Source organism: Nitrospirota bacterium (genome assembly GCA_030645475.1).
Taxonomy (GTDB): domain Bacteria; phylum Nitrospirota; class Nitrospiria; order Nitrospirales; family Nitrospiraceae; genus Palsa-1315.
This window is the reverse complement of sequence record JAUSMA010000017.1, coordinates 1-16,061: the sequence shown is the minus strand read 5'-3', so window position 1 is coordinate 16,061 and position 16,061 is coordinate 1. Positions and strand designations below refer to the sequence as shown.

Genomic DNA, 16,061 nt, shown 5'->3' with positions numbered 1-16,061 from the left:
AACTAACGAAGATTAGACTGGCACGATAGTAGCATGGGAGAAAAACCAAGTAAACTCATGCCGGCACCGCGGCATAAGTTCACTTGGTGAAGATGAGGGTAGTGGGATAGGAGATTCGTTGAAACAACAGGGCGACGTCGCACGCGCGACTAGATCTCCTTGACTGGAGACCTAGTCGGCAGTGGGACTCGCATGAGCTGCAACTGCAGGCACTTCGCTCTTCACTGTCGATACCTCTAGACGTGTGACGAGTTCGATCGCAACCATCTTAGCCGCATCGCCGATTCGCCGTCTCGTCTTGATCGTCCTCGTATAGCCGCCTGTACGGTCCTTAAACCGAACCGCAACATCGCTGAACAATTTTGACACGACATCCTTGCTGCGGATAAAGGCAAGCGCTTGCCGACGAGCCGGCAACGACCCTTCCTTGCCGAGGGTAATCATCCGGTCCGTGAACCCTCGAATTTCTTTCGCCTTCGCCTCGGTCGTCTCGATACGTTCATGTTCAAGGAGCGACGTTACAAGACTCCGGAACAGGGCCCATCGATGTTTCGTTTTACGTCCGAGCTGTCTGCCATTTTTTCTATGACGCACGGGTTGCCTCTTGTTTCGTTACTCGCTCTTCGGATTACCGCTAATGGGCTGCACCGCATCCAGCTTGACGCCGAGCCCCAAGCCCATTTCCGTCAAGATTTCCTTAATTTCATTGAGTGACTTCTTGCCGAAGTTCTTCGTGCGCAACATCTCCCCTTCGCTCTTCTGGACCAAATCGGCGATGGTCTTGATGTTCGCGTTCTTCAAGCAATTCGCGGCACGAACCGACAACTCCAGCTCGTTCACACTGCGGAAGAGATGCTTGTTCACTTCGCGTTGAGCTTCATCGCTCCCTAAATCAGCGCGCCCTTCGACTCGCTCATCGGGATTGATAAAGATATCGACGTGATCGCGCATGATGCCAGCCGCCGTGGACAACGCATCACGAGGAGAGATCGTTCCATCCGTCCAGATTTCCAGGGTGAGCTTATCATAATCGGTCATGCGACCGACACGAGCATTTTCCACATGAAAGTTCACGCGTTTGATGGGAGAAAATACGGAGTCAATGGCGATTACACCAATGGGCAATCCCTCTTCCTTGTTTCGCTCAGCTGGCACGTAGCCTCGGCCATGCTTGACCGTCATCTCCATATCGAACACAGCGTCTTTGTCCAGGGTCGCAATATGCAGGTTCGGAGTCAAGATGGTCACGTCTGCATCATGAATAATGTCGGACCCCTTGGCTTCTCCTGGGCCCTTCTTCTTGAGACGCAATGTCTTAGGCTTATCGGTATGAACCGCAAGTCGCAACCCTTTGACGTTTAGAATAATAGAGGTCACATCCTCTGTAATACCAGGGATCGTGGAGAACTCGTGCAAAACCCCTTCGATCTTCACAGTGGTTACCGCCGCGCCGGTCAGCGACGATAACAGCACACGTCGCAAGGCATTACCAACCGTCGTGCCAAACCCACGCTCATAGGCTTCAGTCGTAAACCTGCCGAACGTTTGGGTCTGTGTATCCTTGTCGACTTCCACCCGCATCGGGATCTGAAAGTCCTTCATCGCTTTAATCATGACTCCCCCTTCATCTCATCGAGTAGACAGCCACTGAACGGCACCAGCGCACCGCAGAAAGCTAAACCCCGTCCACAAATCCGCACCTACCTGGAATACAACTCCACCACCATCTGTTCGTTGACCGGCAGTGTAATCTGATCCTTGGACGGCAACGCACGGACCACACCTTTAAATGCCGTCTTGTCTAGCTCTAACCACTCTGGAATGCCTCGACCATCTACCGCCTCTAAGGCAGCTTGGATCGAGATCAGCGTGCGGCTTCGCTCACGAATGCTGATGATATCACCAGCCTTTACCTGAGCGCCTGGCACATTGATTTTCCGGCCATTCATGGTTAAATGCCCGTGGCTCACGAGTTGTCTGGCTTCCTTTCTCGAGGCGCCGAACCCTAATCGATAAGCTACATTGTCCAAGCGACATTCCAACAATCGTAAAAGCACTTCGCCGGTAATGCCAGTTTGGCGTTCCGCCTTCTCAAAGACACCGCGGAATTGGCATTCCATCAGACCATAAATTCTGCGCAACTTCTGTTTTTCTCTGAGCTGGGTGCTATACTCCGAGTTCCTCGGACGCTTTTGCCCATGTTGTCCTGGAGGATAGGCGCGACGCTCAATGGCGCATTTTTCCGTCATACAGCGTGAGCCTTTCAGAAACAGCTTCTCACCCTCTCGACGACACAACCGACAGACGGGACCGCGATACTTTGCCACTGCTCTACCTCCGGTTACCGGACATCACCACGTGGGTGCGCCCAAGAATTCTCGTGTATTCGACTCTCCCGACATTCCTCGCTAGACGCGCCGCCGCTTAGGAGGACGGCAGCCGTTGTGAGGAATCGGGGTCACATCACGAATCATATTGATCCGCATTCCAGCCGCTTGAATGGACCGAATCGCCGATTCACGTCCGGACCCAGGCCCATTCACATAGACGTCCACTTGCCGCATTCCGCACTCCATCGCCTTACGTGCAGCAGCCTCGCCAGCCCGCTGAGCCGCAAATGGCGTGCTCTTGCGCGACCCCTTGAAGCCTTGGTTTCCTGAGCTGGCCCACACGATGGTGTTTCCGCTCATGTCGGTGATGGTGACGATCGTGTTATTGAACGAGGCCTGGACATGGGCCACTCCGCTCGTCACGATCCGCCGCTCTTTCTTCTTCCCTTTTTTAACGCTCATACAGGCTCCCTACTCAGGTAACGGTCACGCGCTACGCCTAACGCGTAGGCGGTTTCGGTTTGCTTCCCACACCGGAGCGACGGCCTTTTCTCGTCCGCGCATTCGTCTTGGTCCGCTGGCCACGGACAGGCAACCCTTTGCGATGGCGCAGCCCCCGGTATGTACCGCTATCAATCAATCGCTTGATGTTCATCGAGAAGGTTTTCCTCAAGTCGCCTTCGACTTGATAACTCTCCTGAATGATTTCACGAATCTTGACGATATGCTCTTCGCTCAAATCCTTAACCCTTATCGATCCATCGATCCCCGCCTTACCCAGGATATCGACTGCGGCCGCCCGCCCGATGCCATAGACATAGGTCAGGCCGATGTCCGCCCGCTTGTCTTTTGGTAAATCTACTCCGGCAATACGTGCCATACGTCCCCCTTACGATTACTGCTTTCAACTCTTCGTCGCTGAGTGCCTGACCAAGCTCTGTTGCGCGCGCCCTGCGAAAGCCCTACAGGCCCACGCGACGCGAGCAGGTGGCCGGTCCAGTCCTCCTGCGGCGCTCCTTACCCTTGTCGCTGCTTGTGACGTGGATTCTCACAGAGAATTCTCACCACACCCTTGCGTCGAACCACCTTACATTTGGCACAAATCGGCTTGACGGATGATTTCACTTTCATGTCTGTTACACGCTCCTACTTAAACCGATAGGTGATGCGCCCGCGCGTCAGGTCGTACGGCGAGAGTTCGACAGTCACCTTATCGCCAGGAAGAATACGGATAAAATGCATGCGCATTTTTCCTGATATATGTGCAAGAATTTTATGGCCATTATCTAACGACACTCGAAACATCGCGTTCGGTAACGTTTCGTTCACCGTGCCTTGTATTTCAATAACATCTTCTTTCGGCACGTACCTCTATCCTTTCTGCCCAAACCGGAATCATAACTGACTTAAAATGCGAGGAGGACCGCTCGGCTGAATCGCAATGGTATGCTCAAAATGCGCCGAGAGACTTCCATCAACCGTCACCGCTGTCCATCGATCCTCAAGCACCTTGACGGCGGCCTTACCCATGTTGACCATCGGTTCGATCGCCAGAACCATTCCTGCCTGCAACCGCGGGCCCTGTCCTGGCTTCCCGTAGTTCGGCACCTGCGGTTCTTCATGCAACTGTCGACCGATGCCATGACCGACGAACTCTGTGACGACCGAGAAGCCAGATGATTCCACATGCTGCTGGATCACATGCGAAATTTCTGACAGCCGATGCCCCACTACCGCTTGCTTGATTCCGAGGTACATCGCCTCTTCGGTCACTCGAACCAAGTGGGCGATTCGTTCATTCGTCTGACCCACCGCAACTGTGACCGCAGAGTCACCGTAAAACCCGTCAACGATCGCCCCAAGATCCAGCCCGATAATGTCCCCCTCCTTCAGCACTCGCTTGGAGGGGATCCCGTGAACAACCTGCTCATTCACTGAAGCACAAAGGGTCTTGGGATAACTCCGATACCCTTTAAACGCCGGGCGCGCACCACGCGATCGAATCTCGTCTTCAGCCAACCGGTCCAGTTCATCGGTCGTGATGCCGGGCCTAACTACTTTTTTCAGAACCGCGAGTACCTCAGCCACCACGCGTGACGCCTGAGCCATCACGGCAATCTCATCCTGCGTCTTGAGGATGATCATCGCGCCAGAAAAGGCGTCAGCACCTTTGCGAGATGCTGAAAGACAACGTCAACCGAGCCAGACGCATCGACGGATGACAACAGACGCCGTTCATCGTAATAGCGGACAAGTGGGGCCGTCTGCTCGTCGTACACTTTCAGACGCGTCTCAATCGCATCTCTGCGGTCATCGTTGCGCTGCACGAGTGACTCCCCACAACGATCACACACCTCATCAACTTTCGGCTTTGCAAAGTCAATATGGAACGTTGCTTGGCACTTTGGACAGCTCCGGCGACCGCTCAGCCGACGAACCACATCTTCACGAGAAACCTTGAAATTCACAACTAGGTCGAGCGCAGTGGATTTCGAAGCAAGCGCCTTACCCAACTCTTCCGCTTGCGGGACAGTTCGGGGAAACCCATCTAGGACAAATCCGTTTGCACAGCTTGAATCGCCTAGCTTTTCCCTGACTAGCCCGATCACGACAGAATCAGGAACCAATTGACCCTGATCCATAAAGCTCTTCGCTTCAAGACCCAGCGTCGTCTGATTACGAACGGCTTCCCGGAGTAGATCCCCTGTCGATATTTTCGCCAACCGGTATTGCGATGCGATACGCTCAGCCTGAGTCCCTTTACCTACGCCAGGCGCACCGAGAAACACGACCCTCATCACTTCCCCTTAACCATTCCGTCCACGGAGAGGGGCCATACCCTTACCGAGAAACCCATCGTAATTCCGCATCAACATATGAGACTCAATCTGTTGTGCCGTATCCAGGCCGACACCAATGACAATAAGCAGCGACGTACCGCCAAAGTAGAATGGCACATTCAGCTTGTAGATCAGAAACTCGGGGATGACACATACAATCGCGAGGTAAATTGATCCCGCAAATGTGATACGAGTCAGCACCTTATAAATATAATCTGACGTCCTCGTTCCTGGGCGAATTCCTGGAATAAATCCACCATACTTCTTCATGTTATCTGCCATATCCACAGGATTCAAAACGACGGCAGTATAAAAGAAGCAGAAAAACAAGATAAGTCCGACATACATTAACGTATAGAGCAAAGACCCAGGCGCAAGTTGCGCTCCAAATGCTTTCACCCATGGTGTCTCAAAAAACCCAGCAATAGTTGCTGGAAACGCAATGATCGATGACGCGAAAATAGGAGGGATAACCCCTGCCGTGTTGATTTTCAGAGGAATGTGCGTACTCTGCCCGCCAAAAACCCTTCGCCCAATGACACGTTTCGCATACTGAACCGGAACTTTTCGCCGTCCACTCTCCAGAAAGACAATCGCCGCGACCACCACAACCATCAAGAGTGCAAGGGCAACCAGGAGGACGAAGCTTAACTGACCGACCTTATATAAATCAAATGTCTGAGCGACGGCCGCCGGCAACCGTGCGACGATGCCAGCAAAAATAATCAATGAGATACCGTTTCCGATACCACGCTCGGTAATCTGCTCACCAAGCCACATCAGGAAACCCGTACCCGCGGTCAAGGTGATGACGGTCATCAGGCGGAACCCCCACCCAGCGGTCATCACAAATGCGCCTTGATTCATCTGCTCGAGCCCCACGGCGATTCCGAAGCCCTGAATCACCGCAATGCCGATTGTGCCGAATCGAGTGTATTGAATAATCTTTTTACGCCCGCGCTCGCCCTCTTTCGCTAACTTCGAGAGGTGCGGGACGACCACCGTCAATAGCTGGAGAATAATCGATGCGCTGATGTAGGGCATGATGCCCAAAGCGAGGATCGTGAGACGTGAAAGAGAACCACCGGAGAAAATATCCAAAAATCCGAGCAACGCGCCGCCTTGCTTTTGCAGAAAGTCAGCGAGTGCGTCGCCGTTAATTCCAGGCGTAGGGATATGCGCCCCGATCCGATACACCACCAACATCCCCATGGTAAAGAGGATCCGGGTGCGCAGCTCGGGAATTTTGAAGATATTCTGAAAACTGGTCAGGAGTCTCTCAAACACCGGGGATGACCTCGACTCTCCCTCCAGCTGCTTGAATCTTTGCCTCTGCGGACTTACTGAACTTATGCGCCTGCACGACAATCGCTTTCGTGAGGTCGCCGTTTCCAAGAATCTTGATTGGCAACGACTTACGCTTGACTAATCCGGCATCGACCAGCGCTTGCGGAGTGATGGTGCCGGACACCGTCATCTCACCCAAACTCTTGAGATTAACAATTGAAAATTCTTTACGGAAGATGTTGGTAAAGCCATGCTTCGGCACCCGGCGGATCAAGGACATCTGACCGCCCTCAAACCCAACTGCTTGCCGACCACGACCACCAGACCTGGCTAACAGACCCTTGTGGCCTTTACCTGCCGTTTTCCCATGACCTGAACCGGGACCACGTCCAATACGCTTGCGTTTTTTTCTTGATCCTTTTGCAGGACCGAGCTCATGTAAGTTCATTGTGGCTGCACTTCCAATAGATATCCAACTTTGTCAATCATCCCTCGTACTTGTGGCGTATTGGGACGAGTAACGGTCTGTCTAATCTTCCTCAAGCCGAGGCCGCTCAACACAAGTCGATGCTTTTGCGGGGTACCGATTGGGCTTCGCCGCAAGGTAATCACAAACCCTTTTTTCGTGACCTTGGGAATCTTCGGTGTAGGCATTAGGCACTCACTCTGTTCTGTGCATCACTCACCGCACCTCGGCGCAGCTTCAACACGTCTTCAGCATTTCTCAGCTGACAGAGGCCGTTGAGGGTGGCACGAACCGTATTAAATGGATTTCCACGGCCAAGTGTCTTGGCGATGACGTTATGCACGCCGACCACCTCAACCACCGCTCGCACTGCGCCACCGGCAATGATCCCCGTCCCCTTCTTTGCGGGCTTCAAGAGAACATGTTCGGCGCCGAAGAGCCCATGCACCTCATGCGCGATCGTTCCAGACGTAAGGGCGACATGCACCAGGTTCTTCTTGGCCTGCTCAACCGCCTTCGCAATCGCGACAGGCACTTCAGCCGCTTTCCCTTTCCCGATGCCGACCCACCCCTGTCCATCTCCGACAACAACCAGTGCGCAAAAGTTAAATCGCTTTCCACCCTTGACGACTTTCGCGACGCGGTTGATAAAGACGACTTTATCTTTCAGGCTTAATTCATCTGGATTAACTCGCACGTAACGTCTCTCCTCTTTGTTCCCCTCGCTCCGGCACCGTCATGGAATCGAGGTACGACCTAGAACTGCAGACCGCCTTCGCGCGATGCTTCAGCCAATGCCTTCACACGTCCGTGGTACATTCGACCACCACGATCGAACACCACCGCCTGAACCTTGGCAGCCTTCGCCCGTTCGGCCAACAACTTTCCAACTGCTTTTGCCCCATCAATGCTGCCGGTGGATTTCACCGACGTGCGCAGAGACTTATCCAAGGAAGATGCCGCGGCCAATGTGGCTCCCTTAAGATCGTCAATGATCTGGGCATAGATATGTGAGCTGCTACGAAATACGTTGAGTCGAGGCCTCTCGGCCGTTCCAACGACACGCTTGCGAACCCGCTGCTTCCGGCGTGTTAACTGATCTGCTTTATCTGCACTATTCATGAATCACCTTACTTCCCTGTCTTTCCAGCCTTCTTACGTAACACTTCCCCGGCATAGCGAACGCCCTTTTGCTTGTAGACGTCTGGCGGCTTGATCGCTCTCAAGTTTGCAGCAACCTGGCCCACCAATCGCTTATCGGTTCCCTTCACATTGATCAGCGTCTGCTTATCCACCTTCACATCGATGCCTACGGGAATCGGATATGTGACCGGGTTGATATAGCCGACGTTGAAGCTCATCGTCCGTCCCTGCACGGCAACCTTGTAACCGACTCCCGTGATTTCCAGATTACGCTCATAACCCTTCGTCACACCCTGGACGATGTTACTCAGTTCTGCGCGGGTCAGTCCATGCATCGCACGGACATGGCGGTCTTCGTTTTGGCGATTGACCGTAAGCACTCCGTCCAGAATCGTGACCCCAAGACCTGGAGACAACGACCAATCGAGCTTCCCGAGTGGCCCCTTGACGGAGATGACAGGACCGGCAACTTTAACATCCACTCCTGCTGGAATCTGGATTGGTTTTATTCCTATGCGTGACATCGATTCCTCGTTATTCTAGCAACCGGCTACAATGACAATCTGATTGGCGCTCATCATTACCACACCGAGCACAATACTTCACCGCCAAGACCGGCGCGGCGAGACTCCTGATCCGTCATCAGCCCCTTGGACGTCGACAAGATGGCCACACCGATGCCGTTCTTAACTCGCGGGATATCCTTGATTCCCACGTAGACACGGCGGCCAGGCTTGCTGACTCGTTGCATACCGGTGACGACAGGCACTTCATCGACATACCGCAGCTGCACCTTCAGGACAGGATGGCCATCAGCCATATCAGCCTGGACGCTCTGAATATAGCCTTCGTTCTGGAGTACACGAAGGAGCTCCCGCTTGAGACGGGAAGCCGGCATGCTCACAGACTCGTGCCGACGCCGAAGTCCGTTTTGAATTCTAACCAATAGATCACTAATGGGATCTGTAACCATACCAACCCTTTCACCAACGCTCTTCGTGCAACGAGACGGCTATCAACCGCCCAGTGACACGGAAGGCAGATAATCTACCAACTCGACTTCCGAACCCCAGGAATCTCACCCTTCAGGCTCAGTAATCGAAAACAAATTCTGCACATGCTAAACCGGCGCAAAAACCCTCGTACGCGGCCGCAGATCCCGCACCGGTGATAGTCCCTGACGGGGAATTTCGCCTTGACGGACGATTTATTTCTCAGCGCTAATCTCGACACCTACAGCTCCTTCGTTTGACGTTACGTCCGGAATGGCATCCCCAAATGCTTCAATAGTGCCCGACCCTCATCATTCGTCTTGGCGGTCGTGACGATCGTGATGTCCATCCCGTGGATCGACGCGACCTCGTCATACTGAATCTCGGGGAATATGAGCTGTTCTTTCAGCCCAAGGGTGTAATTGCCCCGTCCGTCGAAGGACTTGGGCGACACACCCCTGAAATCCCTGATTCTCGGCAACGAGAGGGTGACAAGCCGATCAAGGAACTCCCACATCCGTCGGCTTCGCAGCGTCACTTTGGTGCCGATCGGCATCCCCTGACGCAGCTTGAAAGTTGCAATGGCTTTCTTCGCCTTCGTAATAAGAGCCTTCTGACCGGTGATCAAGCCTAACTCGGCAGCGGCACTCTCTAAGAGCTTCACGTTCTGAATGGCTTCACCCATTCCGACGTTCAGCACAATCCGTTCAACCTTCGGCACCTGCATGATGTTTTTGTAACCGAACTCTTTCATGAGTGCGGGTACAACTTTCTGCAAGTACGCCTCGCGCATCCGCGGGTTAAACTTGGACTCTTCGCTGCCCTCGTCCATCACCTGAGGGGCCGCCGACCCTTCTTTTTTCTTGGGTGGCCGCTTCTCTGACGTCTTACTGCCTTTTCCTGATTCAACCTTCGCCATCTGGCGTCCTCACTCCTACTCGACTGAGTCGTTCGATTTTTTGCTGAACCGGACCCGCTTGCCATCTTCGAGCGTACGCACGCCCAGTCGGGTTGGTTTCTGTGTCACAGGACACAGATACATCACATTGGAGATCGCAAGAGGCGCTTCCCGCTCGAGAATGCCACCTTGCTTGACTTTCTGATTCGGCTTGGTGTGACGCTTGATCATGTTGAGCTTCTCAACCACGACCTTGCCCACTCCAGGATCGACCGAGAGCACCTTGCCGGACTTGCCGCGGTCGCGCCCAGAGATCACGACGACCACATCGCCCTTACGAATTCGACTTTTTGCCAACGCCTGCTTATTCATCCGGCCGTCACCACCCTCGTTAAAGCACTTCAGGAGCAAGAGAAATAATCTTCATGAACTTCTTCCAGCGCAGCTCACGCGCGATCGGCCCGAAGATACGCGTGCCAACCGGATCCCCATCTTTGTTGATCAGTACGCAAGCATTCCGATCGAACTTGATATAGGAACCATCCTCACGGCGCACTTCTTTCGTCGTCCTGACGACCACCGCGCGGCTGACATCGCCCTTCTTCACCGTTGCCGCAGGGATGGCCTCCTTGACCGCCACCACGACAATGTCTCCGAGAGACGCATATCGGCGCCTGGTGCCACCGAGCACATGAAAACACATGGCCTGCTTCGCGCCAGAGTTGTCGGCCACGTCCATGTATGTATAACTTTGAATCATAGTGCCTGTTCCCTCTACCCTTCAAACGATCTCAGCCTAGCTGCCCTGTCCCTTTTCCACGACCTCGATCACACGCATATGTTTATCTTTACTGATAGGGCGCGTCTCAATCATGCGTACACGATCGCCGACCTTACATGCGTTCTCTTCATCGTGGGCCTTGAACTTCGTGACCCGACGCAGCACCTTCCGATAGAGTGGGTGTATGACCGACCGTTCAATCTCGACTACGACGGTCTTATCCATTTTATTGCTGACCACACGGCCAACCCACTCACGCCGCTTGTTTGCTGACTCCGCCATCCTCAGGCCCCTTTCGCCGTGGTAGAAGTTGATTCGACCTGCGCGAGCTCACGCTGAATCGTCTTGACCTGCGCGATGGACCGCTTTGTCTTTCGCAGCTGCATGGGGTTTTCCAATCGCCCGGTCCCCATTTGAAAACGAAGATTGAAAAGCTCCTGCGTAAGCTGCTGCGACTTCTCCGCAAGCTCAAGTGCCGTTAGTTGACGTAATTCCTTCAGATCCATGGATGCGCTCGCTCCCTACCCTTGTGTCCGATTCACTCGATATTAAAACTCGCCGCGAACTACGTATTTCGTGGCAATTGGCAACTTATGAGAAGCCAAGCGGAAGGCCTCCTTGGCAACTTCCGGCGTCACACCGTCCATCTCATACATAATTCTGCCGGGCTTCACGACGGCAACCCAATACTCCGGATTACCCTTTCCCTTACCCATTCGAGTTTCAGCCGGCTTCTTGGTAATCGGCTTATCGGGGAATATTCTCGTCCACACCTGACCACCGCGCTTCACGCAACGAGTGATCGCGATACGCGCCGCCTCAATCTGCCGACTGGTGATCCAGCCCGGCTCGAGCGCCTTCAATCCGAACTCCCCGAGCGTAATTTGGCCGCCACGATAGGCCTTGCCAGTCATACGCCCCTTCATCATTTTGCGGAACTTAACTTTCTTTGGTGCTAACACAATACCCTCATCAATTAGCCAATTCTGCGTTCAAATGGCGATTCTTTTTTAATGGGCTGTAGCGGAAGGACTTCCCCCTTATAGATCCAAGTCTTGATCCCGATCTGCCCCATCGTCGTGTGAGCTTCAGCGAATCCGTAATCGATGTCAGCCCTGAGCGTATGAAGCGGCACGCGGCCTTCGCGGTACCATTCAGATCGCGCAATTTCAGCTCCACCGAGACGACCACCAACCATGATCTTGATACCCTGAGCGCCAAGACGAAGCGCGGACTGCACACTACGCTTCATCGCCCGACGGAAGGCAACACGCTTCTCTAATTGGGTGGCCACATTCTCACAAACCAACTGGGCATCCAACTCAGGCTTCTTAATTTCTTTGACGGTAATGTAGACCTGCCCAGAGTACATCTTTTCCAACTCAGCCTTGAGCTTGTCAACCTCAGCACCCTTACGACCGATGATGATACCAGGACGCGCGGTAGAAATGATCACACGGGTCTGGTCTCCGGATCGCTCGATCTCGATCTTGGCCACACCAGCATGAAAGAGACGCTGCTTGACCATTTTGCGAATCTTGATATCCTGATGGAGCAGCTTTGCATAGTCCTTGCTGGCGTACCACCGAGAGCTCCAGTTGACGTTGTATCCCAGTCGATACCCGATTGGATGTGTTTTATGACCCATAACTCCTTATGCCTCACTCAGCCAGGAAATGAATCGGCTCCATTAGCCGTCGCTACCTATTGCTTCTCTTTAACATCTACCGTCGATACGACGACAGTAATATGGCTCATGCGTTTCTGAATGGCATTCGCACGCCCTTGCGAGCGGGCACGAAAGCGTTTCAGCGTCGGCCCGCAATCGACAAACGCCCTCGACACGACCATAGACTCACTGTCGCCCATCTCCTTTTGCTCCGCATTGGCGACGGCGGACCGCAGAAGCTTTTCGACGACCTTGCAGGCCTGGCGCGGCGTATTGCGGAGGAGGGCCAATGCCATCGGAACCTGCTGCCCGCGGATCAAGTCGATCACCGGGCGAGCTTTTCTTGGAGAGACACGGACAAATTTTAAAACTGCTTGTGCTTCAGCCATAACATTCCAATCCAATCGAGTTTGCCGAGACCGCGGTCTGACACCTATTTAAGGGCGACTGATTTCTCTGTTCTGGCATGCCCATGCCCTTTGAAAAATCTGGTCGGAGCAAACTCTCCAAGTTTGTGTCCCACCATGTTTTCCGTCACAAACACAGGAATAAACTTCTTCCCGTTATGAACCGCAAAGGTATGTCCGATCATATCTGGAATGACGGTAGAGCGTCGTGACCAGGTTTTAATGATCTTCCGATCCTTGTTCTGATTCATCCGCTCTACTTTTTCAAGCAGATGATCGTCGACGAATGCGCCCTTACTTACAGACCTCGGCATCGCGTACTCCTACTTGCGGCGGGAAATAATGAACTTGTCCGTCGCCTTATTGTTCCTGGTCTTATATCCCTTGGTCGGGAGACCCCATGGGGAGACTGGATGGGGATTACCCTGTCCAGACTTTCCTTCACCGCCACCATGCGGGTGGTCGACAGGATTCATGACGACACCGCGTACATGAGGGCGTCGTCCCTTCCATCTCGTCCGACCGGCCTTGCCAACACTAACATTCTCATGGTCCGTATTGCCAACCTGCCCGACCGTCGCCATGCAAGTCGCAAGGATTCGACGCATTTCGCCGGACCTGAGTCGCACCTGAATATACTCGCCATCGCGGCCCATGACTTGAGCAGAACCACCCGCACTACGAATCAGCTGTCCGCCCTTGCCAGGCTTCAACTCGATATTATGGATCGTGGTACCCAAGGGCATGCTGGACAATGGCAAGGCATTTCCAACACGAACCTCAGTGCCGAGACCGGCCTGCACAACATCCCCGACCTTCAGTCCGACAGGCGCCAGGATATACCGCTTCTCTCCGTCCTTGTAATGCACCAAAGCAATACGGGCCGAACGATTAGGGTCGTATTCAAGCGCGGCAATGGTGCCTGGGATCCCGCTCTTATCACGACGAAAATCAATCTTCCGATAGAGGCGCTTATGTCCACCCCCACGGAATCGCACGGTTGTCCGCCCCTCGTTGTTTCGCGCACCGGTGCTGCGACGGAACGAGGTCAGCGATTTCTCTGGCCGCTTCTTCGAGAGATCCTCGGTCGTCACCGCGGTCATTCCGCGGCGCCCCGGGGTTCTCGGCTTGAATACTTTGATTCCCATGCTACAGTCGTCCTTCCAATACACCGAGTTAATCCCGGTGCAGCGTCACGCTATGCGCTCTCGTAGAGCTCCAATTTTTCGCCTTGCTTGAGCTTGACGAAGGCCTTCTTCCAGTCTGATCTCTTACCTGAGAAACGCCCTAAGCGCTTCACCTTCCCGCGCACGTTCATCACATTCACCCGCTCAACCTTTACCTTCAAGAGCGTTTCGACCGCTTGCTTGATCTGGACACGGTTAGCATCCGGGTGAACGAGGAAGGCCACGGTGTTATTGGCTTCCCGCATGGCCGTAATTTTTTCCGTCAACAAGGGCTGCAACAGAATGCTATGGAGACCTGCCTTCATGACCAGACCTCCTTCACCCGCGGCAATTCCCGCTCAGGAATCAGAATCAACTCAGCCCGAACAATGTCGTAGACGTTCAATCCTTCAGGACCCACCACACACACGTTTGGCAAATTACCTGCTGCTTGAGCCAATCCAGGATGTCCTTCGCCAGCCACAATTAAGGCATATGCCCCGGGCCCAAAATTCATCAGCACTTGAGCCAGCAATTTCGTCTTCGGCTGATCCAATGCCAGATTCGACACAATCACGATTTGCCCATCTGCCAACTTGGCAGACAACGCGCTCTGAAGCGCAGCGCGGTACTTCTTTTTCGGCATGCTATACGAATAGTCACGCGGCTTCGGACCAAACACCGATCCGCCGTGGCGCCATACAGGGGAACGGATGGATCCGGCTCGAGCCCGCCCCGTATGCTTCTGCTTCCATGGCTTCTTCCCTGATCCCGCCACTTCGCCACGCCGCAATGTCGATGCCGTACCTTGACGCTCACAAGCACGCTGCATCACCACCGCTTCATGAACCAAGGCCGTGTGCAGCTTGCAGCCAAACACTTCCTCAGGAAGTTCGACGGACCCAACTTTTTGTCTCTTCAAATCAACGACATCAACCGTGGGCATGACCTACCCCTTCTTCGACTTTCTCACCATGATCAGTCCATTTGCTGCACCAGGGATCGCCCCCCGAACAAACAGCAAGTTCTCATCAGGCCTGGATTCAATAACTTTCAATCGCTGCACCGTAATCTGCTTAGCGCCCATGTGCCCAGGCAACGTCTTGCCTTTCCAGACACGAGAAGGATACGAACTCGCGCCCATCGAACCAGGATGACGATGGAACATCGAACCGTGAGATTCAGGACCGCCGGCATAATGATGCCGCTTCACCACACCCTGAAATCCCTTCCCTTTGGAAATCCCGATGACATCCACCCAGTCGCCTTTTTTAAAGATATCGACTTTAATGGACTGCCCAACCTCTACCTCGCCAACCTTCTGAAACTCTCTCAGTACACGCGTAGCCGGCGCCTCCGTCTTCTTCAGATGTCCCAGCTCAGCCTTCGAGAGCTTGCGCTCCTTGACTTCCCCAAAAGACAACTGAACCGACTCATACCCGTCACGCTCTTTCGTCTTGATCGTTACCACTCGGCAAGGACCAGCTTCGATGACGGTGACAGGCGTGAACCTCGTCTCATCAAATATCTGAGTCATCCCCAGCTTTTTACCCAATAACCCGTTCGTCATGTGTGACGTTCCTTGTCAATCAACTACAATTAAAGCTTAATCTCGACATCCACGCCGGCAGCTAAATTCAACTTCATCAGCGAGTCCATGGTCTCAGGCGTCGCATCCATGATATCCATCAAACGCTTGTGCGTCCTGATTTCAAACTGCTCACGAGCCTTCTTGTCAGCATGCGTCGCGCTTTGCACCGTAAACTTCTCAATACGCGTAGGGAGCGGAATTGGTCCGACGATCTTCGCTCCGCTTCGGCGAACCGTCTCGACAATTTCCGCCACGGACTGGTCCAGGACGCGATAATCGAACCCGCGCAACCGAATTCTGATTCTTTGTTCAACCTTAACCATTCATTCCTCTATTCATCCGACCAATCATTACGCCAGAATTTCGGTGACGACGCCAGAACCGACAGTCTTGCCGCCCTCGCGCACCGCGAACCGCAGCCCTTGATCCATCGCGATCGGGCTAATCAGCTCACCCGTCACACTCACATTATCGCCCGGCATGACCATCTC

At 53.7% G+C, this 16,061-nt stretch carries 32 protein-coding genes; all 32 read right to left on the bottom strand.

Annotated elements, in window-relative coordinates:
- Nucleotides 1-171: 171 nt before the first annotated feature.
- Nucleotides 172-594, bottom strand: a complete 423-nt coding sequence (gene rplQ / locus Q7U76_04955) for a 50S ribosomal protein L17 (GenBank protein MDO8355720.1) — start codon at nucleotides 592-594, stop codon at nucleotides 172-174.
- 18 nt (nucleotides 595-612) lie between these two features.
- Nucleotides 613-1,614 (bottom strand): DNA-directed RNA polymerase subunit alpha, encoded by a 1,002-nt coding sequence (locus Q7U76_04950; protein MDO8355719.1) that lies wholly within the window; start codon nucleotides 1,612-1,614, stop codon nucleotides 613-615.
- Between the two features lie 86 nt (nucleotides 1,615-1,700).
- The gene (rpsD, locus tag Q7U76_04945; protein ID MDO8355718.1) at nucleotides 1,701-2,327 is read right to left on the bottom strand and encodes a 30S ribosomal protein S4; all 627 of its coding nucleotides are present in this window, start codon (nucleotides 2,325-2,327) and stop codon (nucleotides 1,701-1,703) included.
- An 81-nt stretch (nucleotides 2,328-2,408) separates the two neighbouring features.
- Complete coding sequence (rpsK, locus tag Q7U76_04940) at nucleotides 2,409-2,792, bottom strand: 30S ribosomal protein S11 (GenBank protein ID MDO8355717.1); 384 nt, start codon at nucleotides 2,790-2,792, stop codon at nucleotides 2,409-2,411.
- A gap of 37 nt (nucleotides 2,793-2,829) precedes the next feature.
- Nucleotides 2,830-3,210, bottom strand: coding sequence for a 30S ribosomal protein S13 (gene rpsM, locus Q7U76_04935; protein MDO8355716.1), 381 nt, complete (start codon nucleotides 3,208-3,210; stop codon nucleotides 2,830-2,832).
- Between the two features lie 137 nt (nucleotides 3,211-3,347).
- On the bottom strand, nucleotides 3,348-3,461 hold the full coding sequence (gene rpmJ, locus Q7U76_04930; protein ID MDO8355715.1) for a 50S ribosomal protein L36: 114 nt from the start codon (nucleotides 3,459-3,461) through the stop codon (nucleotides 3,348-3,350).
- A 15-nt stretch (nucleotides 3,462-3,476) separates the two neighbouring features.
- Nucleotides 3,477-3,695, bottom strand: coding sequence for a translation initiation factor IF-1 (gene infA, locus Q7U76_04925; protein ID MDO8355714.1), 219 nt, complete (start codon nucleotides 3,693-3,695; stop codon nucleotides 3,477-3,479).
- A gap of 30 nt (nucleotides 3,696-3,725) precedes the next feature.
- A complete protein-coding gene (gene map / locus Q7U76_04920; GenBank protein MDO8355713.1) occupies nucleotides 3,726-4,475 on the bottom strand; it encodes a type I methionyl aminopeptidase in 750 nt (249 codons plus the stop codon).
- The gene (locus Q7U76_04915; protein ID MDO8355712.1) at nucleotides 4,472-5,128 is read right to left on the bottom strand and encodes an adenylate kinase; all 657 of its coding nucleotides are present in this window, start codon (nucleotides 5,126-5,128) and stop codon (nucleotides 4,472-4,474) included. Before Q7U76_04915 ends, map begins: the two co-directional genes overlap by 4 nt.
- A gap of 9 nt (nucleotides 5,129-5,137) precedes the next feature.
- Nucleotides 5,138-6,457, bottom strand: coding sequence for a preprotein translocase subunit SecY (gene secY / locus Q7U76_04910; protein MDO8355711.1), 1,320 nt, complete (start codon nucleotides 6,455-6,457; stop codon nucleotides 5,138-5,140).
- Complete coding sequence (gene rplO, locus Q7U76_04905) at nucleotides 6,450-6,905, bottom strand: 50S ribosomal protein L15 (protein MDO8355710.1); 456 nt, start codon at nucleotides 6,903-6,905, stop codon at nucleotides 6,450-6,452. Before rplO ends, secY begins: the two co-directional genes overlap by 8 nt.
- Nucleotides 6,902-7,111 (bottom strand): 50S ribosomal protein L30, encoded by a 210-nt coding sequence (rpmD, locus tag Q7U76_04900; protein MDO8355709.1) that lies wholly within the window; start codon nucleotides 7,109-7,111, stop codon nucleotides 6,902-6,904. The genes rplO and rpmD overlap by 4 nt, the downstream gene beginning before the upstream one ends.
- Nucleotides 7,111-7,620, bottom strand: coding sequence for a 30S ribosomal protein S5 (gene rpsE / locus Q7U76_04895; protein MDO8355708.1), 510 nt, complete (start codon nucleotides 7,618-7,620; stop codon nucleotides 7,111-7,113). The genes rpmD and rpsE overlap by 1 nt, the downstream gene beginning before the upstream one ends.
- Before the next feature lie 59 nt (nucleotides 7,621-7,679).
- The gene (gene rplR, locus Q7U76_04890; protein ID MDO8355707.1) at nucleotides 7,680-8,045 is read right to left on the bottom strand and encodes a 50S ribosomal protein L18; all 366 of its coding nucleotides are present in this window, start codon (nucleotides 8,043-8,045) and stop codon (nucleotides 7,680-7,682) included.
- An 8-nt stretch (nucleotides 8,046-8,053) separates the two neighbouring features.
- On the bottom strand, nucleotides 8,054-8,590 hold the full coding sequence (gene rplF, locus Q7U76_04885; protein ID MDO8355706.1) for a 50S ribosomal protein L6: 537 nt from the start codon (nucleotides 8,588-8,590) through the stop codon (nucleotides 8,054-8,056).
- Between the two features lie 56 nt (nucleotides 8,591-8,646).
- A complete protein-coding gene (gene rpsH / locus Q7U76_04880) occupies nucleotides 8,647-9,039 on the bottom strand; it encodes a 30S ribosomal protein S8 (GenBank protein ID MDO8355705.1) in 393 nt (130 codons plus the stop codon).
- Nucleotides 9,040-9,113: 74 nt separating this feature from the next.
- The gene (locus Q7U76_04875) at nucleotides 9,114-9,299 is read right to left on the bottom strand and encodes a type Z 30S ribosomal protein S14 (protein ID MDO8355704.1); all 186 of its coding nucleotides are present in this window, start codon (nucleotides 9,297-9,299) and stop codon (nucleotides 9,114-9,116) included.
- Between the two features lie 21 nt (nucleotides 9,300-9,320).
- The gene (gene rplE, locus Q7U76_04870) at nucleotides 9,321-9,890 is read right to left on the bottom strand and encodes a 50S ribosomal protein L5 (protein ID MDO8355703.1); all 570 of its coding nucleotides are present in this window, start codon (nucleotides 9,888-9,890) and stop codon (nucleotides 9,321-9,323) included.
- Nucleotides 9,891-9,992: 102 nt separating this feature from the next.
- Nucleotides 9,993-10,328, bottom strand: coding sequence for a 50S ribosomal protein L24 (gene rplX / locus Q7U76_04865; GenBank protein MDO8355702.1), 336 nt, complete (start codon nucleotides 10,326-10,328; stop codon nucleotides 9,993-9,995).
- A 19-nt stretch (nucleotides 10,329-10,347) separates the two neighbouring features.
- The gene (gene rplN / locus Q7U76_04860) at nucleotides 10,348-10,716 is read right to left on the bottom strand and encodes a 50S ribosomal protein L14 (GenBank protein ID MDO8355701.1); all 369 of its coding nucleotides are present in this window, start codon (nucleotides 10,714-10,716) and stop codon (nucleotides 10,348-10,350) included.
- Nucleotides 10,717-10,752: 36 nt separating this feature from the next.
- Nucleotides 10,753-11,019 carry a 30S ribosomal protein S17 gene (gene rpsQ, locus Q7U76_04855; protein ID MDO8355700.1) on the bottom strand — a complete coding sequence of 89 codons (267 nt, stop codon included), beginning with the start codon at nucleotides 11,017-11,019 and terminating at the stop codon, nucleotides 10,753-10,755.
- 2 nt (nucleotides 11,020-11,021) lie between these two features.
- Nucleotides 11,022-11,243 (bottom strand): 50S ribosomal protein L29, encoded by a 222-nt coding sequence (gene rpmC, locus Q7U76_04850; GenBank protein ID MDO8355699.1) that lies wholly within the window; start codon nucleotides 11,241-11,243, stop codon nucleotides 11,022-11,024.
- A gap of 42 nt (nucleotides 11,244-11,285) precedes the next feature.
- Nucleotides 11,286-11,699 carry a 50S ribosomal protein L16 gene (rplP, locus tag Q7U76_04845; GenBank protein MDO8355698.1) on the bottom strand — a complete coding sequence of 138 codons (414 nt, stop codon included), beginning with the start codon at nucleotides 11,697-11,699 and terminating at the stop codon, nucleotides 11,286-11,288.
- A gap of 14 nt (nucleotides 11,700-11,713) precedes the next feature.
- Nucleotides 11,714-12,385, bottom strand: coding sequence for a 30S ribosomal protein S3 (gene rpsC / locus Q7U76_04840; protein MDO8355697.1), 672 nt, complete (start codon nucleotides 12,383-12,385; stop codon nucleotides 11,714-11,716).
- A 56-nt stretch (nucleotides 12,386-12,441) separates the two neighbouring features.
- Entirely contained in the window at nucleotides 12,442-12,795 is a 354-nt protein-coding gene (gene rplV / locus Q7U76_04835) for a 50S ribosomal protein L22 (protein ID MDO8355696.1), read from the bottom strand.
- Nucleotides 12,796-12,839: 44 nt separating this feature from the next.
- Complete coding sequence (rpsS, locus tag Q7U76_04830) at nucleotides 12,840-13,127, bottom strand: 30S ribosomal protein S19 (protein ID MDO8355695.1); 288 nt, start codon at nucleotides 13,125-13,127, stop codon at nucleotides 12,840-12,842.
- A gap of 9 nt (nucleotides 13,128-13,136) precedes the next feature.
- Nucleotides 13,137-13,961 carry a 50S ribosomal protein L2 gene (gene rplB / locus Q7U76_04825; GenBank protein MDO8355694.1) on the bottom strand — a complete coding sequence of 275 codons (825 nt, stop codon included), beginning with the start codon at nucleotides 13,959-13,961 and terminating at the stop codon, nucleotides 13,137-13,139.
- 50 nt (nucleotides 13,962-14,011) lie between these two features.
- Nucleotides 14,012-14,305: a 50S ribosomal protein L23 gene (locus tag Q7U76_04820; GenBank protein MDO8355693.1), complete on the bottom strand. Its 294-nt coding sequence runs from the start codon at nucleotides 14,303-14,305 to the stop codon at nucleotides 14,012-14,014.
- A complete protein-coding gene (gene rplD / locus Q7U76_04815; GenBank protein MDO8355692.1) occupies nucleotides 14,302-14,925 on the bottom strand; it encodes a 50S ribosomal protein L4 in 624 nt (207 codons plus the stop codon). Before rplD ends, Q7U76_04820 begins: the two co-directional genes overlap by 4 nt.
- A 3-nt stretch (nucleotides 14,926-14,928) precedes the next feature.
- Nucleotides 14,929-15,549, bottom strand: a complete 621-nt coding sequence (gene rplC, locus Q7U76_04810) for a 50S ribosomal protein L3 (GenBank protein MDO8355691.1) — start codon at nucleotides 15,547-15,549, stop codon at nucleotides 14,929-14,931.
- 29 nt (nucleotides 15,550-15,578) lie between these two features.
- Complete coding sequence (gene rpsJ, locus Q7U76_04805) at nucleotides 15,579-15,893, bottom strand: 30S ribosomal protein S10 (protein ID MDO8355690.1); 315 nt, start codon at nucleotides 15,891-15,893, stop codon at nucleotides 15,579-15,581.
- Between the two features lie 27 nt (nucleotides 15,894-15,920).
- Nucleotides 15,921-16,061 (bottom strand): elongation factor Tu (tuf, locus tag Q7U76_04800; GenBank protein MDO8355689.1); only part of this gene is annotated, 141 nt, incomplete at its 5' end.

Bases quoted from the DNA above. Each gene is read 5' to 3' on its own strand.
- Q7U76_04950 (MDO8355719.1), bottom strand. From the start codon at position 1,614: ATGATTAAAGCGATGAAGGACTTTCAGATCCCGATGCGGGTGGAAGTC.
- rpsK (MDO8355717.1), bottom strand. From the start codon at position 2,792: ATGAGCGTTAAAAAAGGGAAGAAGAAAGAGCGGCGGATCGTGACGAGC.
- rpsM (MDO8355716.1), bottom strand. From the start codon at position 3,210: ATGGCACGTATTGCCGGAGTAGATTTACCAAAAGACAAGCGGGCGGAC.
- rpmJ (MDO8355715.1), bottom strand. From the start codon at position 3,461: ATGAAAGTGAAATCATCCGTCAAGCCGATTTGTGCCAAATGTAAGGTG.
- map (MDO8355713.1), bottom strand. From the start codon at position 4,475: ATGATCATCCTCAAGACGCAGGATGAGATTGCCGTGATGGCTCAGGCG.
- Q7U76_04915 (MDO8355712.1), bottom strand. From the start codon at position 5,128: ATGAGGGTCGTGTTTCTCGGTGCGCCTGGCGTAGGTAAAGGGACTCAG.
- rplO (MDO8355710.1), bottom strand. From the start codon at position 6,905: ATGAACTTACATGAGCTCGGTCCTGCAAAAGGATCAAGAAAAAAACGC.
- rpmD (MDO8355709.1), bottom strand. From the start codon at position 7,111: ATGCCTACACCGAAGATTCCCAAGGTCACGAAAAAAGGGTTTGTGATT.
- rplR (MDO8355707.1), bottom strand. From the start codon at position 8,045: ATGAATAGTGCAGATAAAGCAGATCAGTTAACACGCCGGAAGCAGCGG.
- rplF (MDO8355706.1), bottom strand. From the start codon at position 8,590: ATGTCACGCATAGGAATAAAACCAATCCAGATTCCAGCAGGAGTGGAT.
- rpsH (MDO8355705.1), bottom strand. From the start codon at position 9,039: ATGGTTACAGATCCCATTAGTGATCTATTGGTTAGAATTCAAAACGGA.
- rplE (MDO8355703.1), bottom strand. From the start codon at position 9,890: ATGGACGAGGGCAGCGAAGAGTCCAAGTTTAACCCGCGGATGCGCGAG.
- rplX (MDO8355702.1), bottom strand. From the start codon at position 10,328: ATGAATAAGCAGGCGTTGGCAAAAAGTCGAATTCGTAAGGGCGATGTG.
- rplN (MDO8355701.1), bottom strand. From the start codon at position 10,716: ATGATTCAAAGTTATACATACATGGACGTGGCCGACAACTCTGGCGCG.
- rpsQ (MDO8355700.1), bottom strand. From the start codon at position 11,019: ATGGCGGAGTCAGCAAACAAGCGGCGTGAGTGGGTTGGCCGTGTGGTC.
- rpmC (MDO8355699.1), bottom strand. From the start codon at position 11,243: ATGGATCTGAAGGAATTACGTCAACTAACGGCACTTGAGCTTGCGGAG.
- rpsC (MDO8355697.1), bottom strand. From the start codon at position 12,385: ATGGGTCATAAAACACATCCAATCGGGTATCGACTGGGATACAACGTC.
- rplV (MDO8355696.1), bottom strand. From the start codon at position 12,795: ATGGCTGAAGCACAAGCAGTTTTAAAATTTGTCCGTGTCTCTCCAAGA.
- rpsS (MDO8355695.1), bottom strand. From the start codon at position 13,127: ATGCCGAGGTCTGTAAGTAAGGGCGCATTCGTCGACGATCATCTGCTT.
- rplB (MDO8355694.1), bottom strand. From the start codon at position 13,961: ATGGGAATCAAAGTATTCAAGCCGAGAACCCCGGGGCGCCGCGGAATG.
- Q7U76_04820 (MDO8355693.1), bottom strand. From the start codon at position 14,305: ATGAAGGCAGGTCTCCATAGCATTCTGTTGCAGCCCTTGTTGACGGAA.
- rplD (MDO8355692.1), bottom strand. From the start codon at position 14,925: ATGCCCACGGTTGATGTCGTTGATTTGAAGAGACAAAAAGTTGGGTCC.
- rplC (MDO8355691.1), bottom strand. From the start codon at position 15,549: ATGACGAACGGGTTATTGGGTAAAAAGCTGGGGATGACTCAGATATTT.
- rpsJ (MDO8355690.1), bottom strand. From the start codon at position 15,893: ATGGTTAAGGTTGAACAAAGAATCAGAATTCGGTTGCGCGGGTTCGAT.